General features: G+C 68.2%; 18 protein-coding genes and 1 tRNA gene. 8 read left to right on the top strand and 11 right to left on the bottom strand.

Features of this window, described 5'->3' with window-relative positions:
- The first annotated feature begins 16 nt into the window (after window positions 1-16).
- The gene (locus K3A85_RS00545; protein WP_225204541.1) at window positions 17-595 is read left to right on the top strand and encodes a YbjN domain-containing protein; all 579 of its coding nucleotides are present in this window, start codon (window positions 17-19) and stop codon (window positions 593-595) included.
- A gap of 462 nt (window positions 596-1,057) precedes the next feature.
- Here K3A85_RS00545 and K3A85_RS00540 read toward each other — a convergent pair whose 3' ends face one another.
- The 9 genes from K3A85_RS00540 to aroA all read right to left on the bottom strand — a co-directional run bounded on the left by K3A85_RS00540 (window position 1,058) and on the right by aroA (window position 9,995).
- The gene (locus K3A85_RS00540) at window positions 1,058-2,551 is read right to left on the bottom strand and encodes an AMP nucleosidase (protein WP_263624639.1); all 1,494 of its coding nucleotides are present in this window, start codon (window positions 2,549-2,551) and stop codon (window positions 1,058-1,060) included.
- Window positions 2,548-4,650: a calcium-binding protein gene (locus K3A85_RS00535; RefSeq protein ID WP_225204539.1), complete on the bottom strand. Its 2,103-nt coding sequence runs from the start codon at window positions 4,648-4,650 to the stop codon at window positions 2,548-2,550. The genes K3A85_RS00540 and K3A85_RS00535 overlap by 4 nt, the downstream gene beginning before the upstream one ends.
- Window positions 4,651-4,858: 208 nt before the next feature.
- Window positions 4,859-5,455 carry a 50S ribosomal protein L9 gene (rplI, locus tag K3A85_RS00530; protein ID WP_225204538.1) on the bottom strand — a complete coding sequence of 199 codons (597 nt, stop codon included), beginning with the start codon at window positions 5,453-5,455 and terminating at the stop codon, window positions 4,859-4,861.
- A gap of 12 nt (window positions 5,456-5,467) precedes the next feature.
- Window positions 5,468-5,692 carry a 30S ribosomal protein S18 gene (gene rpsR / locus K3A85_RS00525; protein WP_169492015.1) on the bottom strand — a complete coding sequence of 75 codons (225 nt, stop codon included), beginning with the start codon at window positions 5,690-5,692 and terminating at the stop codon, window positions 5,468-5,470.
- A 3-nt stretch (window positions 5,693-5,695) separates the two neighbouring features.
- Window positions 5,696-6,058: a 30S ribosomal protein S6 gene (gene rpsF / locus K3A85_RS00520; protein WP_225204537.1), complete on the bottom strand. Its 363-nt coding sequence runs from the start codon at window positions 6,056-6,058 to the stop codon at window positions 5,696-5,698.
- Between the two features lie 174 nt (window positions 6,059-6,232).
- Window positions 6,233-7,435 carry an acyltransferase family protein gene (locus K3A85_RS00515; RefSeq protein WP_225204536.1) on the bottom strand — a complete coding sequence of 401 codons (1,203 nt, stop codon included), beginning with the start codon at window positions 7,433-7,435 and terminating at the stop codon, window positions 6,233-6,235.
- 83 nt (window positions 7,436-7,518) lie between these two features.
- The gene (locus K3A85_RS00510; RefSeq protein ID WP_225204535.1) at window positions 7,519-7,890 is read right to left on the bottom strand and encodes a hypothetical protein; all 372 of its coding nucleotides are present in this window, start codon (window positions 7,888-7,890) and stop codon (window positions 7,519-7,521) included.
- A 132-nt stretch (window positions 7,891-8,022) separates the two neighbouring features.
- Entirely contained in the window at window positions 8,023-8,652 is a 630-nt protein-coding gene (locus K3A85_RS00505; RefSeq protein ID WP_225204534.1) for a (d)CMP kinase, read from the bottom strand.
- Window positions 8,649-9,995, bottom strand: a complete 1,347-nt coding sequence (gene aroA, locus K3A85_RS00500; protein WP_225205979.1) for a 3-phosphoshikimate 1-carboxyvinyltransferase — start codon at window positions 9,993-9,995, stop codon at window positions 8,649-8,651. The genes K3A85_RS00505 and aroA overlap by 4 nt, the downstream gene beginning before the upstream one ends.
- A 238-nt stretch (window positions 9,996-10,233) precedes the next feature.
- Between aroA and K3A85_RS00495 the strand changes: the two genes are divergently transcribed.
- The 3 genes from K3A85_RS00495 to K3A85_RS00485 all read left to right on the top strand — a co-directional run bounded on the left by K3A85_RS00495 (window position 10,234) and on the right by K3A85_RS00485 (window position 11,635).
- Window positions 10,234-10,551 (top strand): FYDLN acid domain-containing protein, encoded by a 318-nt coding sequence (locus tag K3A85_RS00495; RefSeq protein ID WP_225204533.1) that lies wholly within the window; start codon window positions 10,234-10,236, stop codon window positions 10,549-10,551.
- Between the two features lie 198 nt (window positions 10,552-10,749).
- Window positions 10,750-10,825, top strand: a tRNA-Ala gene (locus tag K3A85_RS00490).
- Between the two features lie 54 nt (window positions 10,826-10,879).
- Window positions 10,880-11,635 carry an enoyl-CoA hydratase/isomerase family protein gene (locus K3A85_RS00485; protein ID WP_225204532.1) on the top strand — a complete coding sequence of 252 codons (756 nt, stop codon included), beginning with the start codon at window positions 10,880-10,882 and terminating at the stop codon, window positions 11,633-11,635.
- A 1-nt stretch (window position 11,636) separates the two neighbouring features.
- Here the strand turns inward: K3A85_RS00485 and K3A85_RS00480 are convergent, their stop codons facing one another.
- Complete coding sequence (locus K3A85_RS00480) at window positions 11,637-12,575, bottom strand: isopenicillin N synthase family dioxygenase (protein ID WP_225204531.1); 939 nt, start codon at window positions 12,573-12,575, stop codon at window positions 11,637-11,639.
- Between the two features lie 62 nt (window positions 12,576-12,637).
- Between K3A85_RS00480 and K3A85_RS00475 the strand changes: the two genes are divergently transcribed.
- From K3A85_RS00475 to K3A85_RS00465, 3 genes are all read left to right on the top strand, one after another.
- Window positions 12,638-13,084, top strand: a complete 447-nt coding sequence (locus K3A85_RS00475) for an EVE domain-containing protein (protein ID WP_225204530.1) — start codon at window positions 12,638-12,640, stop codon at window positions 13,082-13,084.
- Between the two features lie 66 nt (window positions 13,085-13,150).
- Window positions 13,151-13,333, top strand: a complete 183-nt coding sequence (locus K3A85_RS00470) for a CsbD family protein (RefSeq protein ID WP_225204529.1) — start codon at window positions 13,151-13,153, stop codon at window positions 13,331-13,333.
- A gap of 161 nt (window positions 13,334-13,494) precedes the next feature.
- Entirely contained in the window at window positions 13,495-13,731 is a 237-nt protein-coding gene (locus tag K3A85_RS00465) for a hypothetical protein (RefSeq protein ID WP_225204528.1), read from the top strand.
- A 25-nt stretch (window positions 13,732-13,756) separates the two neighbouring features.
- Here the strand turns inward: K3A85_RS00465 and K3A85_RS00460 are convergent, their stop codons facing one another.
- Window positions 13,757-15,085, bottom strand: a complete 1,329-nt coding sequence (locus K3A85_RS00460) for an MFS transporter (protein WP_225204527.1) — start codon at window positions 15,083-15,085, stop codon at window positions 13,757-13,759.
- Window positions 15,086-15,214: 129 nt separating this feature from the next.
- On the opposite strand from K3A85_RS00460, the gene pgsA reads away from it, so the two are divergent.
- Window positions 15,215-15,808: a CDP-diacylglycerol--glycerol-3-phosphate 3-phosphatidyltransferase gene (gene pgsA / locus K3A85_RS00455; RefSeq protein WP_225205978.1), complete on the top strand. Its 594-nt coding sequence runs from the start codon at window positions 15,215-15,217 to the stop codon at window positions 15,806-15,808.
- Window positions 15,809-15,817 lie beyond the last annotated feature (9 nt).

Below are 15,817 nucleotides of genomic sequence, written 5' to 3'. Positions count from 1 at the left end.
TTCGAGGATGCCCCTGATGAAGTCGACCATCGACTCGATCTGCAGGCTCATTGCGTCCGGCGCCCTGGTGCTGCCCTTCGCCGCCCATGCAGCCGAGCCTGCCGCAGTTCCCGTTCCCGCACCCCGCAGCGTCGCCGAAAGCGCGCCCGTCACCGTCTCGGCGATGCAGCCGCAAAGCGTCGTCGCGGCGCTCGAAAGCCTCGGTCACGAAGCCCAGCTGGTCGCCGATTCCTCCGGCGATCCGCTGGTCAAGGCCGACATCGGCGGCTGGCGCACGCAGGTCGTGTTCTACGACTGCAACGAGATCACCCATGAAGGCTGCCAGTCGCTCCAGTTCAACGCGAGCTTCGTGCCCGACCGGCCGTTCGATGCCCAGAAGGCGGCCGCCTTCGTCCGCGACAACCGCTTCGGCGCGGTCTCGGTGGGCGAGGACAAGTCGGTCAACATGACCTGGGACGTCGTCACCGGCGAAGGGATCAAGCCCTCGGTCTTCGCGCTCGTGGTCAAGAGCTTCGGCCTCGCGCTCGACACGATCGGCAGCGAAGCCTTCACCCCCGGCCGCGCGCCCCAGCTCGCCAGCGCCGCCTCGCGCTGAACGCAAGACCCGCTCCCGGGGGTGCCCGGGGAGGGACGACCGGGCTGCGCTTCGACCGGACGCGCTGTCCTACATCGGACAAGCAGGGCATTATGCGCGCATGCTCCACCGCGCGCGCCCTGCGATCACGCACTCGACTTCCTCTCTCCCCGGCGGGGAGGGCGCGCACCTGACTTCCCCCCTCCCCGGCGGGGAGGGGCCGGGGGTGGGGGGCTCCTCGTCCGGGTTCGCTGCAGGACCTCGAATTTTCTCTGAAAATCAATGCTATGACCGCGCCCGGCGCAAGCCCCCGGTTTTTGCGCAGGACCGTGTCAACTGTGTTAACTTGCGCTCTCCCGACGCACCGGCAAGCGGCCGTCGCAACCCGCGCCACAGCCCCGCGCCTTTCCTCCCGGGACTGTGTCAACTGTGTCAACTTGGCGCCGCTGGGCCACCGCGGCGTCGCGATTCGCCGCAGCCGCGTCAGCGGAACGGCGGCTCGTTGAACGCGCGCAGCTTGCGGCTGTGCAGCCGCGCGCCTTGCGCCTTGAGCAGCGCGCAGGTGGTCGTGCCGATGGCGAGGTGGCCGGCGATCGCCTCCTCGTAGAAGCGGTTGGCCTGGCCCGGCAGCTTGATCTCGCCGTGGATCGGCTTGTCCGAGACGCACAGCAGCGTCCCGTAGGGCACGCGGAAGCGATAGCCCTGGCCGGCGATGGTGGCGCTTTCCATGTCGATGCCGACTGCGCGCGACAGGCTCAGCCGCTTGGCGGTCTGCGAGATGCGCAGCTCCCAGTTGCGGTCGTCGGTGGTCACGATCGTGCCGGTGCGCATCCGCGTCTTGAGGTCGGCGCCGCCGCTGCCGCTGACCATCTCGGCCGCCTGTGCCAGCGCGACCTGGACTTCGGCGATGGCGGGAATCGGGATTTCGGGCGGCAGCACGGGGTCGAGCACGTGGTCGTCGCGCAAGTAGGCATGGGCGAGCACGTAGTCGCCGATCTTCTGCGTGGGGCGCAGGCCGCCGCAGTGGCCGATCATCAGCCAGGCCTCAGGCCGCAGCACGGCCAAGTGGTCGCAGATCGTCTTGGCGTTCGACGGGCCGACGCCGATGTTGACCAGCGTGATCCCCGACTTGTCCGGCGCGATCAGGTGGTAGGCGGGCATCTGGTGGCGCCGCCAGGCGGTGTCCGACAGCCGCGCCCGGGCATCGTCGGTGTGGGCGTCGAGGTAGAGCCCGCCCGCGCCCGACAGCGCGACATAGGCTTCGCCGTCGAGCTGGCGCGCGGCCCAGTCGACGAACTCGTCGACGTAGCGGTGGTAATTGGTGAAGAGCACGTACTTCTGGAAGTCCTCGGGTCGGGTGCCGGTATAGTGGGCAAGGCGGGCGAGGCTGAAATCGGTGCGAAGGCCGTCGAACAGCGAGAGGGGCAGCGGGCCGTCGCCGGTGAGGTAATCGCCGTCGGCGATCTCGTCGCCGATGTGGGCAAGCTCGGTCGCGGGGAAGTGGCGCGCCAGCTCCTGCGGGGTGACCTTCCCGATCTGCGCCGCCGAGGCGCCGTCGAGCACGTAGGGAAAGGGGATCTCCTGGCGCGAGGCGGCAACGGTGACCGAGACCTCGTAGCCGCCGCAGATCAGCTCGAGCTGCTCGGCAAGGTAGTCGGCGAAAAGGTCGGGCCGGGTGACGGTGCAGGCATAAGTGCCGCGCTGCGTCAGCCGCCCGAACGAGCGCCCGGTCGAGACGTTGTCGGGCTCGCTCGCCAGGCGGATGCGCAGCTCGGGATAGCAGTAGCTGCCATCGTGCCGGCGCGAGGCGGGCGGCAGCGCGCCGTCTTCGGCAAACCGCGCGATGTCCTCGCGCAGCCGGGCCACCGACTGGGCGTAGACGTGGGACAGGTCGGAGAGGATCTTGGCGATATCGTGCATCGCATCGGGTTTAGCGGGGCTCGATGACCGTGGGAAGAAGCCCCGCTGCCCTTTCAGATGACCACGATGTCGCTGCCGTGGAGGTCGGCATGGTTTTCGAGCACGGCGATGCGAAACTGCGCCTGCGCGCCCGAACCATCCGGGTCGTAGAACAGCGTCCCGGTCGTGGCGTTGTAGATCAGGTGCTGGTCCGGCGTCCTGGCCTTGGTGCCATACGCCAGCTCGGCATCGGACAAGGTGCTCCCCTCGCGGTCGTAGAACGCGAAGAACGCCTTGAGCGCGAGGTGATCGGTGCCGGGGGTGAAGTCGGTGATGGTGGGAGCGCCCCTGCCAAGCTGGATCAGCTCGAACGTATCGGCCCCACCGCCGCCGGTCAGGCGATCGCTGCCGCCGGCGCCGAAGATGAAATTGTCGCCACTGTTGCCGACGATGACATTGTCGAGGCCGTTTCCGAACGCGTGAAGGTCCGCCGATCCGGTCAGCGTCAGCCTTTCGACCAGGTCGGGAAGGCGGTAATCGACCGAAGAGACGACCCGGTCGTTGCCCCCCAGCGGCTTGCCGCTGACGGGGTCGCGAAAGCTCGATTCGATCACGACGTCGCCTGCGTTGTCGACGTAATACGTGTCGCTGCCCCGCCCGCCGATCATCAGGTCGGCTCCCGCGCCACCATCGAGCGTATCGTTGCCCAGCCCACCTTCCAGCCGGTCGTTGCCGCCAAGGCCCCGCAGGGTGTCGGCTCCCGCGCCGCCCGACAGGACGTTGGCGGCGCTGTTGCCGCCGAGCCGGTCGTCGAACGCCGAGCCGATCAGCCCCTCGATCGAGACCAGCTTGTCCACCCCTGCGCCGATCGTGTCGTGCGCGACCGTCGCCGCGAGCGACACGACGACCCCCGCGCCCGCCGCGGCATAACTCACAGTGTCGAAGCCGCCCCTGCCGTCGAGCACGTCGTTCCCGGCAAGCCCGATCAGCGTGTCGTCCTTGCCCGTGCCGGTCAGCATGTCGGCGCCCCCGGTTCCGGTGTAGGTCCGCCCTGCGTGGGAGGCGAGGACCTGCATGCGGACATCGCCGGACACGAACGGATCGGCGGAACTGCTCGCGTCGGTCCAGCCGATCACCATGCTGCCGTTGGCGAGCACACCGATCCGGGGATTGTACTGCAGGCCGGTGGTGGTGGTGTTGACGACCTGCTCGAGACCGATCTCGTCTCCCGAAGCATTGAAGGTGCGCAGCGCGATGTCCGAGCCGTCGCCGATCCGCTTCGCCCAGGCAATCGCGAAATCGCCGTTGGGCAGCGCGGCGAGGTCGAACGAATCGACCTTGGCCGGGCCGGTCGGGCTGACGACGATGTCCTCGCTCGCCGCCTTGCCCGCTGCGTCGAAAACCTGGGCGTGCAGCGCGCCGATCGAGATGTATCCGCCCGAGGAGAGGTTCTCGTCCCACACGACGGCAAAGGCGCCGTTCTTCAAGGCGACGATCTTCGCCTCAAGGGGGATCGAGGAGCCTTGCGCCTGCGTCGTGTCGATCGTTACAACCGCCGGCGTTCCCGAAAGATCGGCGGCGAATATGCTGACCTGGTGCGCATCGTGGTTGAACACCGCGATGCGCCCGTCCGACAGGACCGCCATGTCGCTCTCGCCGTTGATGCCGGCGTCGCCGACTTCGACGCCCGAGCCGACCGGCTTTCCTGCGGCATCGAAAACCTGCGCGTAGATCTGCGTGGTGTAGCCACCGACCGGCTGGAGCGCGAGCGATATCGCGAAGCCCCCGTTCCCGAGCGCGACCGCGGCGGGCGAAATCAGGCGATAGAACCCGCCGGTCGGATCGACGACGAGGTCGACCGGCTTCCCGCTCGCGGCAAAGGAGGAGGTCAGGAACTGCGCGCTGATCTTGCCGTAGGCGACGTCGTCGACGACGAGTTCGACCAGCCGTCCGTCCGCGAGCACGATCGCGGGCGCGGACTTGCCGAGGTTGGTCTCGGCGCCGCCGGTCGCACCGTCGAACACGCGGACATCGTAGTGCTGCGCCTGGGGATTGCTGCTGTCATAGTATTCGACCGCGAACTTTCCACCGCCGAGCGCGAGGATCCCGCCGAGCTGCTGGCTTCCTGCCGTCGTCTGGTTGGCCACGAATTCGCTGCCGAAGCGCGCGTAGGTCATACTTGTCGTCCCCCCTCGACGACAGTCATACCCCGGCGCCGCTCAACACACGCGTCTTGGGCTCTCCGCGGCGCAGCCTCAAGCCGAAAACGCACCGTCCTGGCGCGCCGGTGGGTGCGTGCCGGTCCGCCGCGGCACGTCTGTGCGCAAAAAAGGGCGCCCCTTGCGGAGCGCCCTCTTCATGTCTTGCCGTGTCAGCGCGAAGCGGTCAGGCTTCGGCTTCCTCGCCGCCTTCGAGAAGCTCGGCCGGGATTTCGCCCGGTTCGGCATTGGGATCGTAGGCTTCGGTGAAGCCGCCGGTCTCGGTGTCGAACATCGCCGCCATGACGTCGACGCCCTGCGACTGCAGTTCGGCTTCGTCGGGCGAGCGGGCGACGTTGACCTTGACGGTCACCGCCACTTCCGGGTGCAGCGAAACCTTGACGTCGAACACGCCGATGGTCTTGATCGGGCGTTCGAGCACGATCATCGCCTTGGTCACCTTGGCGCCCTGTTCGACCAGCGCGTCGACGATGTCGCGGACCGAAACCGAACCATAGAGCTGGCCGGCGTTCGACGAGGCGCGGATGAGGACGACTTCCTTGCCCTCGACGTTGCCGGCTTCCTTGCTGGCTTCGTCGCGGCGGGCTTCGTTCTCGGCCTCGATGCGGGCGCGGTTGGCTTCGAAGACCTTGCGGTTGGCTTCGTTGGCGCGCAGCGCCTTCTTGTTGGGCAGCAGGAAGTTGCGGGCGTAGCCGTCCTTGACGGTGACTTCGTCGCCGATGGTGCCCAGCTTCTCGATGCGCTCGAGCAGGATGATCTGCATGTCTGGCGCTCCTTACTTCACGATGTAGGGCAGGAGGCCGATGTGCCGGGCGCGCTTGATCGCCTGGCCCAGCTCACGCTGCTTCTTCGCCGAAACGGCGGTGATGCGCGACGGCACGATCTTGCCACGCTCGGACATGAAGCCCTGGAGCAGGCGCACGTCCTTGTAGTCGATCTTGGGCGCGTTCTTGCCCGAGAACGGGCAGCTCTTGCGGCGACGGAAAAACGGACGAGCCATGTCTTATTCCCCTTCGCGTTCGCGGCGGCGGGTGCGCTCGCGGTCGTTCTTGCGCATCATCACCGACGGGCCGGCTTCATGTTCGTCGACGCGGACGGTCATGTAGCGGATCACGTCTTCGTTGATCTGGGTCTGGCGCTCCAGCTCGGCGATGACATCGCCCGGCGCTTCGATGTTCAGCATCACGAAGTGCGCCTTGCGGTTCTTCTGGATCTTGTAGGCCAGCGAACGGAGGCCCCAGGTTTCGGTCTTGGTGACCTTGCCGTTGTTGCTCTCGACGATTTCGGTGGCGGTGGCGGCAAGCGCATCGACCTGAGCCTGGCTCAGATCCTGGCGCGCCAGAAACACATGCTCGTAAAGCGGCATGCTTTCGCGTCCTTCATTCCTGTAACCGATTGCTGGCTAATCCGCGGGATTGCGGGGCCCCTCCGGCTTTCTTCGATTCCCCGCATCGGCTCGGCCGGCGCGCGAAGCGGTGGCCCTTAGCGACTTTGGCGGCGATTGCAACCCCTGCCGGCGGCGCGGATCGCCGGTTCCGGCTCAGGCGGGGGCGGCGGCCGGTGCGCGCGGGGCGATCGGCTTGCCGCAATAGATCAGCGCAAGCACCGCATTGCCGCGCACGGCGAGGAACGCCGCGAGCGAAAGCAGGAGGACAAGCGCCGAGCCTGCCAGCCACTGGATTTCCGGGATCAGCGGCAGGCGCGGTAGCCACGCGACCGTGGCGATCACGAAGACCATGTGGAACAGGTAGATCGCCATCGCGCCATCGACGAGGAAGCTGACGGTGCGGCTCGGCCGGTCGGCCACGCGGGCGAGCAGGCGCAGCGCGAGCAGCGAGAGCACCAGCGCGGTGGGCAATTCGATCAGGTTGCCGATGAAGTTCCATTCCGCCGAAAGCCCGCGCGACAGCCCCAGCACCGGGCGCAGCAGCGGGGCGAGCATGAGGTAGAGCGGAACGAGCGCGGCCGCGAGCAGCGGCAGGCGGCTCCCCGGCAGGTCGAACAGGCGCTCGCCCACGCGCAGCCGGAAGGCGAGCACGCCGATGGCAAAGGCCGGGGCGTGCATCAGGTACTGCCACAGCAGGTCGATCTCGAACGCGCGCTGGCGGGGCAGGACGTCTTCGAGCGCGCCCTGGCCGAGGCTCCACAGCGCGAGCAGGGCAAGGAACGAGAGCCAACCCTTGCCGGAAAGGCACAGCGCCTCGCCGATCGCCTTGCCCCAGCGGCTGCCGGCGGCCGGCAGGCGGTCGACCGGAACGAGGTAGAACGTGCCGACGAAGGCGAGCAGCACGCACAGGAACCACAGGTGATCGAAGGCGAGGGGCAGCCCGTGGATGCCGCCGGGCGTTTCGCCCAACAGTTCCTGGTGGAAGAAGTGCTGCAGCACGCCCAGCGTGAACAGGCTGCCGACGAGCGGGAAGCCGAGCCGGGTCAGGCGGTCTTCCAGCCAGCTCCGCTTGCCCCGCTTTTCGCGGACCATCGCGGCGAAGTAGCCCGACAGCATGAAGAAGGCGAACATGCGGAAGGCATGGATGAACGTCAGCGAAAAGACGATCGCGCCCGCCTGCTTGAAGCCGGGGACCGCCGGCGCGCGGTTGAACACCGCGATCATGCCGACGTGGAAGGGAATGCCGAGCAGAAGGAACAGCGCCCGCGCCGCATCGACGTGGTGCATCCGGCCGGATGCACCGCTCGCACGCGTGCCCGCGCGCCCTTGTTGGTCCGAAAGCTGCGATCCCGTCATTGGCTCGCTCATTGGCCCTTTTCGGCGCGAACGGCAAGCATTGCTGCGGTGGCAGGCGCCTTTCGCAACCGTCGGGCGGCCGCTCAGGCGGCGCGGCGCACGGGGCGGCGCGCGGCCTTGCGATGGTGGCCGATGGCGAAGTCGCTGACCAGCGTCTCGAACACCGCCTGGTGCAGCGGATGGTCGAACTCGAGGCCCGAGGACATCGGTTCGGACCACACGACGAAGGCGGTCTTGGCGTGAAGCCCGGGAATGAACAGGGTCAGCGGTTCGCCGATGCGCTGCTTGTCGAGACCGTCGATCCGCGCCCCGTACGGGGTGAGGTCCTTAAGCATGACGGTCGACCGGACGAGGCCGTGCTTGCAGCGCACGGGAAGCTCGAAACCGATGCGTTCGACGCGGCGCAGGCTGGCGAGATCGAAGTCCTGCGCGTCGCTGCCGATGTCGAGAAACATGATCCGTCTCCAGCCTTGCGTTAACTACCGGTCGGGAAGAACGGGGACTTGCGGCGGGGTTTCACCCCTTGCCCGGGGGCTAGGGGTTCCTACGCGGACGGGCGGTAGCCGAAACCAACCAGACCTTGCGCGTCAGCCATGCGCAGCAAGCTGCTTTTCGACAAGCGCGATCGCGGCCGCAATGGCGGCTTCGGGCGGCAGCGCGGAGGTATCGAGCAGGGCGGCCCCTTCCGCCTGGCGCAACGGGGCCTGCGCGCGGGTGCGGTCGCGCTCGTCGCGCGCGGCGAGGTCGGCTTCGATCGCCTCGCGCGCGACGTCCTCGCCGCGGCCCTTCATCTCGAGCCAGCGGCGCAGCGCGCGCGCGGCGACGCTGGCGGTGACGAACAGCTTGGCATCGGCATGGGGCGCGATCACCGTGGCGATGTCGCGCCCGTCGAGCACGGCGCCGCCCGGCTGGCCGGCGAAGGCCTGCTGGCGTTCGAGCAGCGCGGCGCGCACCGATGGGTGGACCGAGACGCGGCTGGCGAGCCCGCCGGTCACTTCCGAGCGCAGTTCGGGATCGTCGAGCAGCGCTTCGGGAAAGCTGGTCGCGGCAAGGGCATCGCCGCTGTCGTCGGGATCGCCGCCATCGAGGAACACCTGGCGGCCCACCGCGCGGTAGAGCAGGCCGGTATCGAGATGCGGCAGGCCGAAGTGCGCGGCGAGCGCCCTGGCGATCGTGCCCTTGCCCGAGGCGGTGGGACCGTCGACCGCGATGATCATGCAGGTTCGCTGGCGCTGGCGGTGGCGGTGGCGGTGGCGAGCAGCTGCTCGAACACCGGGAAGCTGGTCGCGATCGGCCGGGTATCGTCGACCTCGACGCCGCCGCCGCTGGCGAGCCCTGCGACCGCCATGCTCATCGCGATGCGGTGGTCGAGGTGGGTGGCGATGCTTGCGCCTTCGGGCGTGCCGGCAAGCGGCTCGCCGCCGGTGCCGTCGATGATCAGGCCATCCTCGGTCTCGGTCACCCGCGCGCCGGCAAGGTCGAGCGCGGCGCGCATCACCGCGATGCGATCGCTTTCCTTGACGCGCAGTTCTTCGAGGCCCCGGGTCACGGTGCGGCCCTGCGCCAGCGCGGCGGCGACGAACAGCACCGGAAATTCATCGACCATGCTCGGCACCACCGCAGGATCGACCTCGATGCCGGTCAGCAGCGAATGGCGCACGCGCAAGTCGGCCACGGGCTCGCCGCCGACGTCGCGCCGGTCCAGTTCCTCGATCGCACCGCCCATCAGGCGCAGCACGTCGAACAGTGCGGCGCGGGTGGGATTGAGCCCGACGTTCTCGATCACGAGGTCGGAGCCGGGTGCGAGCAGCGCGGCCACCACGAAGAATGCCGCGGAGGACGGATCGCCCGGCACCTCGATCGCCTGCGGCTTCAGCTCGGCCTCTCCGGTCAGGCGGATCACGCGGGTCCCGTCGGCTTCGACTTCGACGTGAAGTTCCGCGCCGAAGCCCTTGAGCATGCGTTCGGAATGGTCGCGGGTCGGCACCGGCTCGATCACCGTGGTGACGCCTGCGGTGTTGAGCCCGGCGAGCAGCACCGCGCTTTTCACCTGGGCCGACGCGACGGGCAGGCGGTAGCTGATCGGGATCGCCGGCTGCACGCCGGTCAGGGTCAGCGGCAGGCGTCCGCCCGGCGTGGCGGTGAAGCTCGCGCCGATCTGCGAGAGCGGTTCGATCACCCGGCCCATCGGCCGCTTCGACAGGCTGGCGTCGCCGATGAAGGTGGCGGTGATCGGATGGCTGGCGACGAGACCCATCAGCAGCCGGGTCGAGGTGCCCGAATTGCCCATGTCGAGCGCGGTCTGCGGCTGGAGCAGCCCGCCGACGCCGACGCCGTGGACGTGCCAGGTGCCGAGCGCGTCGCGCTCGATCGTGGCGCCCATCGCGCGCATCGCCGCCGCGGTCGAGAGCACGTCCTCGCCTTCGAGCAGGCCGGTGACGGTGGTCTCGCCCACCGCGAGCGCGCCGAGCATGATCGAGCGGTGGCTGATCGACTTGTCGCCGGGCACGCGGATACGGCCGGTAAGCGGGCCGAGGGCGGTGAAGCGGCGGGGGCGCATCTGCGCGGGATCGTGGGACGACACGGGGAGCCTATGGTCTTTCCGGCTGGGTGTGCGGGGAAAAGCGCGCGGCTTTTGACAGCGCCACGCCGCTATGGCAAGGCGCGCGCCGCTCTTGATTCCCCCGCATCGTCGATTTCGCGCATCCTTGATTTCGCCGGTGAGCGGGACCATCAAGCACTGGTATCTGCAGCCCGGGCCGGTTTCTGGCGTCCGGGGCAAGACTTGAGGAATTTTCATGGTCAAGCCTGAATGGGGCGCCAAGCACGGCTGTCCGAAGTGCGGCACCCGCTTCTACGACCTCGGCAAGGACGATCCGGTCACTTGCGTCGAGTGCAAGTATTCGTGGAATCCCGAGCCGGTGCTCAAGTCGAAGCAGCCGATCCCCTACGAGGAGATCCAGAAGGAGAAGGTCGTCGCCGATCCCGACGTCGATCTGGCCGACGAGGATCTCGACATCGACGAGGACGGCGATTCGCCCGACAACGACGTCGATCTCGGCGGTGACGACGATCTCGGCGTCGCCGGGCACGAAGGCGAGGACGACGAGGCCTGACGCCTTGCCGGCGCGACGGCTTCGGCCCGAAGCGCCCTGCGCCGCGGCTTTGGCCTGGTTGCGAGGGCCGCGGCAAAAAAATCGGCTGGCAGGAAAAAATGGTCTTGCCAGCCGTCCGGGCCTCCCTTAGAGGCGCGGCTCCCGGCGATACAGACGCCGCGGACGGTTCGCCTTCCCAGGGCGAAACATCGGAAATGTGGGGCCTTAGCTCAGCTGGGAGAGCGCCTGCATGGCATGCAGGAGGTCAGCGGTTCGATCCCGCTAGGCTCCACCATTTCCCGCTTTTCTCCCCGCGCTGCACCACGCACCCATCCGGGGGAGCAAGTTCATGATCGATTGCAACATCGCCGGCCATGTCGCTGAAATCGTGCTCGATCGTGCGGGCACGCGCAATGCGCTGGGGCTCGACGACTGGCGCGCGATTGCCGACGCGGCAGCTGCGGCCCACGCGCAGGGCGCGCGGGTCATCGTCTTGCGCTCGGCCGTGGCGGGCAGCTTCTGCTCCGGCTCGGACCTGCGCGAGATCGGCCGCCTGGCCAACGAGCCCGAACTCCGGCCAGAATTCCGCGCCGCGATGCGCGCGGCGATGGACCCGCTGCAGACGCTGCCGCTCGCCACGATCGCGTTGGTCGAGGGTGATTGCTTCGGCGGCGGGGTGGCGCTGGCGCTCGCCTGCGACATCCGCATCGCTGCGCCATCCGCCGTCTTCGCGATCACCCCCGCGAAGCTCGGCATCTCCTACCCGCAGGAGGACGTGAACCGCCTCGTCGCGCTCGTCGGGCGGGGGCAGGCGGCGCGGCTGCTGTTCGGGGCAGGGCGGATCGGCGCGGACGAAGCCATGCGCATCGGCCTCGTCGAGCAGGTCGAAACCGATGCGCTCGCCGCTGCGCGCGCGCTTGCGAGCGAAATCGCCGCCAATGCGCCCGCCAGCGTGGCTGCAATGAAGGCGACGCTGGGGGACAGCGCCGGCGACACCACAGGCCACGATCCGGCGCACGACGCGGCGTTCGACGCAGGCTTCGGCGGCGCGGCCTTCGCCGAGGGCCTCGCCGCCTTCCGCGAACGCCGCAAGCCGCGGTTCTGACCTACTTCTTGAGGCCGATCTCGCGCAGGCGTTCCTGCAGGTAATCGTCGGCAGTGATCGAGACAGGATAGCGGTCGGGATTGTCGGCGCTGATGCAGCCGGGCAGCGTTTCGAAGCGGAAGTCGCTGCGCAGGTGCAGGAAGAACGGCATCGAATAGCGGCTGTGCGCGGCGCGCTCGCCCAGCGGGTTGCGCACGCGGTGCGTGGTCGAGGGCAGCACGTGGTTGGTCAGGCGCTGCAGCATGTCGCCGATGTTGACCACCAGCGCGCCTTCGGGCGGGGCGACGTCGATCCATTCGCCCTGCCTGGTCAGCAGTTGCAGCCCGGCTTCGTGCGCGCCGAGCAGCAGCGTGATCAGGTTGATGTCCTCGTGCGCGCCGGCGCGGATCGCGCCTTCCTCGGCATCGGGCACGGGCGGATAGTGCAGCAGGCGCAGCACCGAATTGCCATCCTCGATCGGACCGTCGAACCAGTGCGCGTCGAGCCCCAGCCACACCGCGATGCGCGACAGGATCGTCGCTCCGACCCGGTCGAGGGCCTCGAACAGCGCCTCGAAGGTCTCGCGGAAGCCTTCGGGCCGCTCGGGCCAGACGTTGGCCGGCATCGACGGCCCGGCGAGCGGATGGCCTGCGGGCAGGGTCCGGCCGACGTGCCAGAACTCCTTGAGATCGTGGACTTTGGCGCCCTTGGCGATCTCGGTGCGGAACGGGGTGTAGCCGCGCGCGCCGCCTTGGCCTGCGAGGAAATAGCGGCGCTTCTCGTCCTCGGGCAGGGCGAAGAAGCGCGCGGTGAGGTCCCAGGCGCGCGCGACCAGCGCCGGGTCGAGCCCGTGGTCGCGGACCATGGCGAAGCCGAAGGTGCTGAAGCTTTCGCCGAGGTCGCGCGAAAGGTCGGCCGGGTCGCTCGCGAGCGAAAGCACGGGGAGAGTCTCGAGGGGCATGGTTTTCCTGTTGGCGCGTCTTGGCGTAAGGGGCGTCGATAGCGGGATTCGACGGGGTATTCATGACCAAAATCAACGGGCCGGACATCGCGGGCAAGCAGCTCTGGCTGATGAAGTCCGAACCCGACGTCTACAGCTGGGACGACCTCGTCGCCGAAGGCGAAGGCACCTGGGACGGGGTGCGCAACCATCTCGCGGCGCGCAACCTGCGCACGATGGCGGTGGGCGACCTTGCCTTCTTCTACCATTCGAACATCGGCAAGGAGATCGTCGGCATCGCCACGATCAGTCAGGGCGGCCTCGTCGATCCGACCGACCCCGACGGCAAGTGGGCGGCGGTCAAGGTGAAGCCGGTGGTCAAGCTCGCCGATGCGGTCACGCTGAAGACGATCAAGGCCACCCCCGCGCTTGCCGAGATGGAGCTCCTGCGGCTGTCGCGCCTGTCGGTCTCGGCCGTGCGCCCGTCCGAATGGGCCCTGGTGCTGGAGATGGCCGGCGGAACGATCTGACGCGCTCGTTCGTAGTCCTGTCGAACCGGCGATGCCAATTCCGCCGGTAACGCAAGGAGCTACGACATGGGTGAACTGACCGATCGCGCCAAGGCCGCGGGCAACAAGATCGCCGGCGCCGCCAAGCAGGTCGCGGGCGAAGTGACCGAGGACCAGAGCCTCAAGAACGAAGGCGCGGCGCAGAGCCTCAAGGGCGATGCGCAGAACGTTTCGGGCAAGGTCAAGGGCGCGCTCGGCGACGCCGTCTGAGGCTTGCGCCCGTCGGAAACCGGCGAAAGGGCCGTCCCCGCGGGGCGGCCCTTTTTCGTATCCATTTCGGTTCCTGTGCGATCCTGTGCCGGAGCGGGACTGGAGCAACTTTTCGCGTGGGCCGGGATACCAAATCGTAAACAATGCGTTAACCTTGGGCCATGACGAGCTTCCGTGCCCTCAACCCCGAGCTTGCCGGACATCCGTTCCGTCGCACGCTGCCCGCCCACGTCTTCGCGCGCCTGCCGGTGTTCGAACCCGAAGTGCTGGAATGCATGCGCCGGGCCGAACTGCGTTCGAAGGATGTCGAGGGGCGCAAGCTGGGACTGCAGGACGTCAAGGACTTCCTGATGGCCTATTGCGCCTGCTTCACCGCGGTGATGCTGTTCCTGTCCTGACCGGCGGCGCGCGGGCTGCCCGCGCTTACTGCGTCAGGTGCTCGATCTCGCCGGGATGGGCCTTTTCCGCGCGATAGAGCAGCCATCCGAGCCATGCCGAGACGAGGCACATCGCGGCGCCGAGCAGCAACTGGTCGACCAGCGCGACCTTCGCTGCACTGAGGCCCACCGCGAGCACCGAGCCCACCACCATCGCGCCCGAGTTGACGATGTTGTTCGCCGCGATCGTGCGCGCCGTTTCCGACTTGTCGACCACGGTGGTGAGGAAGGCATAGAGCGGCACGACGAACATTCCGCCCGCGATGGCGATGCCGAGCAGGCAGGCGAGCAGCGGCACCGCGTGGGGGTGCACGACGAAGGTCGGCACGTCCATCAGCGCGCCGCCGGCCGGCTCGATCCAGCCGCGGCAGACGAAGTGGAAGGCGACCACGAACAGTCCCATCACGATGACGCTGGCCGGCGAATAGCGTGCCGATACGGTTCCCTTGAGCAGCGCATTGATCGACACCGAGCCGATCGCGATGCCGATCGAGAACACCACCAGGAACAGGCTGGCGACTTCCTTGCTGGCGCCGAGCACGTTCTTGGCGAGCGGGGGGAACTGGATGAACAGCACCGCGCCCACGGTCCAGAAGAAGCTGATCGCGGCGATCGCGAGGAACACGCGCGGGTGGCGCATGGTCATCCGCACCAGCGTGATCGACGAGCGGATCACGTGGAAGTCGAGCGCCTGGCCTTCGACCTGCGGCGGCGCCGGGGGCACCTGGCGGCCGGCGAGCCAGCCCACCGCCGCCGTCGCCACGACCACCATCGCGGCCACCTCGACCGGGATCCAGCCGGCGAGGATCGTGCCGGCAAGGATCGCGATGTAGGTCCCCGCCTCGACCAGCCCGGTGCCGGCGAGCACCTCGTCGCCGTGGAGGTGCTGGGGCAGGATGGCGTACTTGATCGGGCCGAAGAAGGTCGAGTGCACCCCCATCGCCAGCAAAGCGGCGAGCATCAGCGGGATCGCGAAGGTCTGCACCGCCACGCCCTGCCAGGCGAGGAACAGGCCGCCGCCGCCGACCAGCATGATGCCGATCTCGCAGGCTTTCACGAAACGGATGATCTTCGCCTTGTCGCGCATGTCGGCCAGCTGCCCGGCGAGCGCCGAGAGCAGGAAGAAGGGCAGGATGAACAGAGCCGAGGCGATCGCCGAAAAGCGCGCCTCGGCCGCCTCGCTGCTGTAGATCGAATAGACGACGTACAGCACCATCGCGTTCTTGTAGAGATTGTCGTTGAACGCGCCGAGCAACTGGGTGACGAACAGCGGCAGGAACCGCCGCTGGCGGACGAGGTGCGTGGAGGTCGTCATTCGCGTCTTGTCACCATCCCGTTTAGCGCGCAGACCCATAACCCGATGGCAGGCATGGGCAAGAGGCATCTGATGCTTTCAACCACAGCGCGGCGGGGTTAAGGCCGGCCCATGTCCCGACCGCGCACGATGCTGACCCTGCCCAACCTGCTGACGCTGTCGCGGATCCTCGCCGTGCCGCTGCTCGCGGCGCTGCTGTGGTGGCCCGACTGGCCGCTCGGCTATGGCCTGGGCTTTGCGATCTACTGCCTGATGGGGATCACCGACTACTTCGACGGCTATCTCGCCCGCGCGCAGGGGACGGTGAGCAAGCTCGGCGTGTTTCTCGATCCGATCGCCGACAAGATCATGGTCGCGGCGGTGATCCTCGTGCTGTCGGCGCAGGGCGTGCTGCGCGGGCCCTATGTGGGCGACATGCACGTGATCGCCGGGCTCGTCATCCTGATCCGCGAGATCGCGGTCTCGGGCCTGCGCGAATTCCTCGGCGGCATCCAGGTCTCGGTCCCGGTGTCGCGCCTCGCCAAGTGGAAGACCACGTTCCAGATGGTGTGCCTCGGCGCCCTGATCCTCGGCCATGCGCTGCCGGGCTGGACCATGGCGGTGGCGGGGCTGGTCATCAACGTGCCGCATACGGTGGGCCTGACGACGCTGTGGGCGGCGGCGGTGCTCACCGTCATCACCGGCTGGGACTACTTGCGCGTCGGGCTCAAGCACATGGATTGACCGCGACGG

Source organism: Novosphingobium huizhouense (assembly GCF_020179475.1).
Classification (GTDB): Bacteria; Pseudomonadota; Alphaproteobacteria; order Sphingomonadales; family Sphingomonadaceae; genus Novosphingobium; species Novosphingobium huizhouense.
This window is presented reverse-complemented; position numbering and strand designations above follow the sequence as displayed.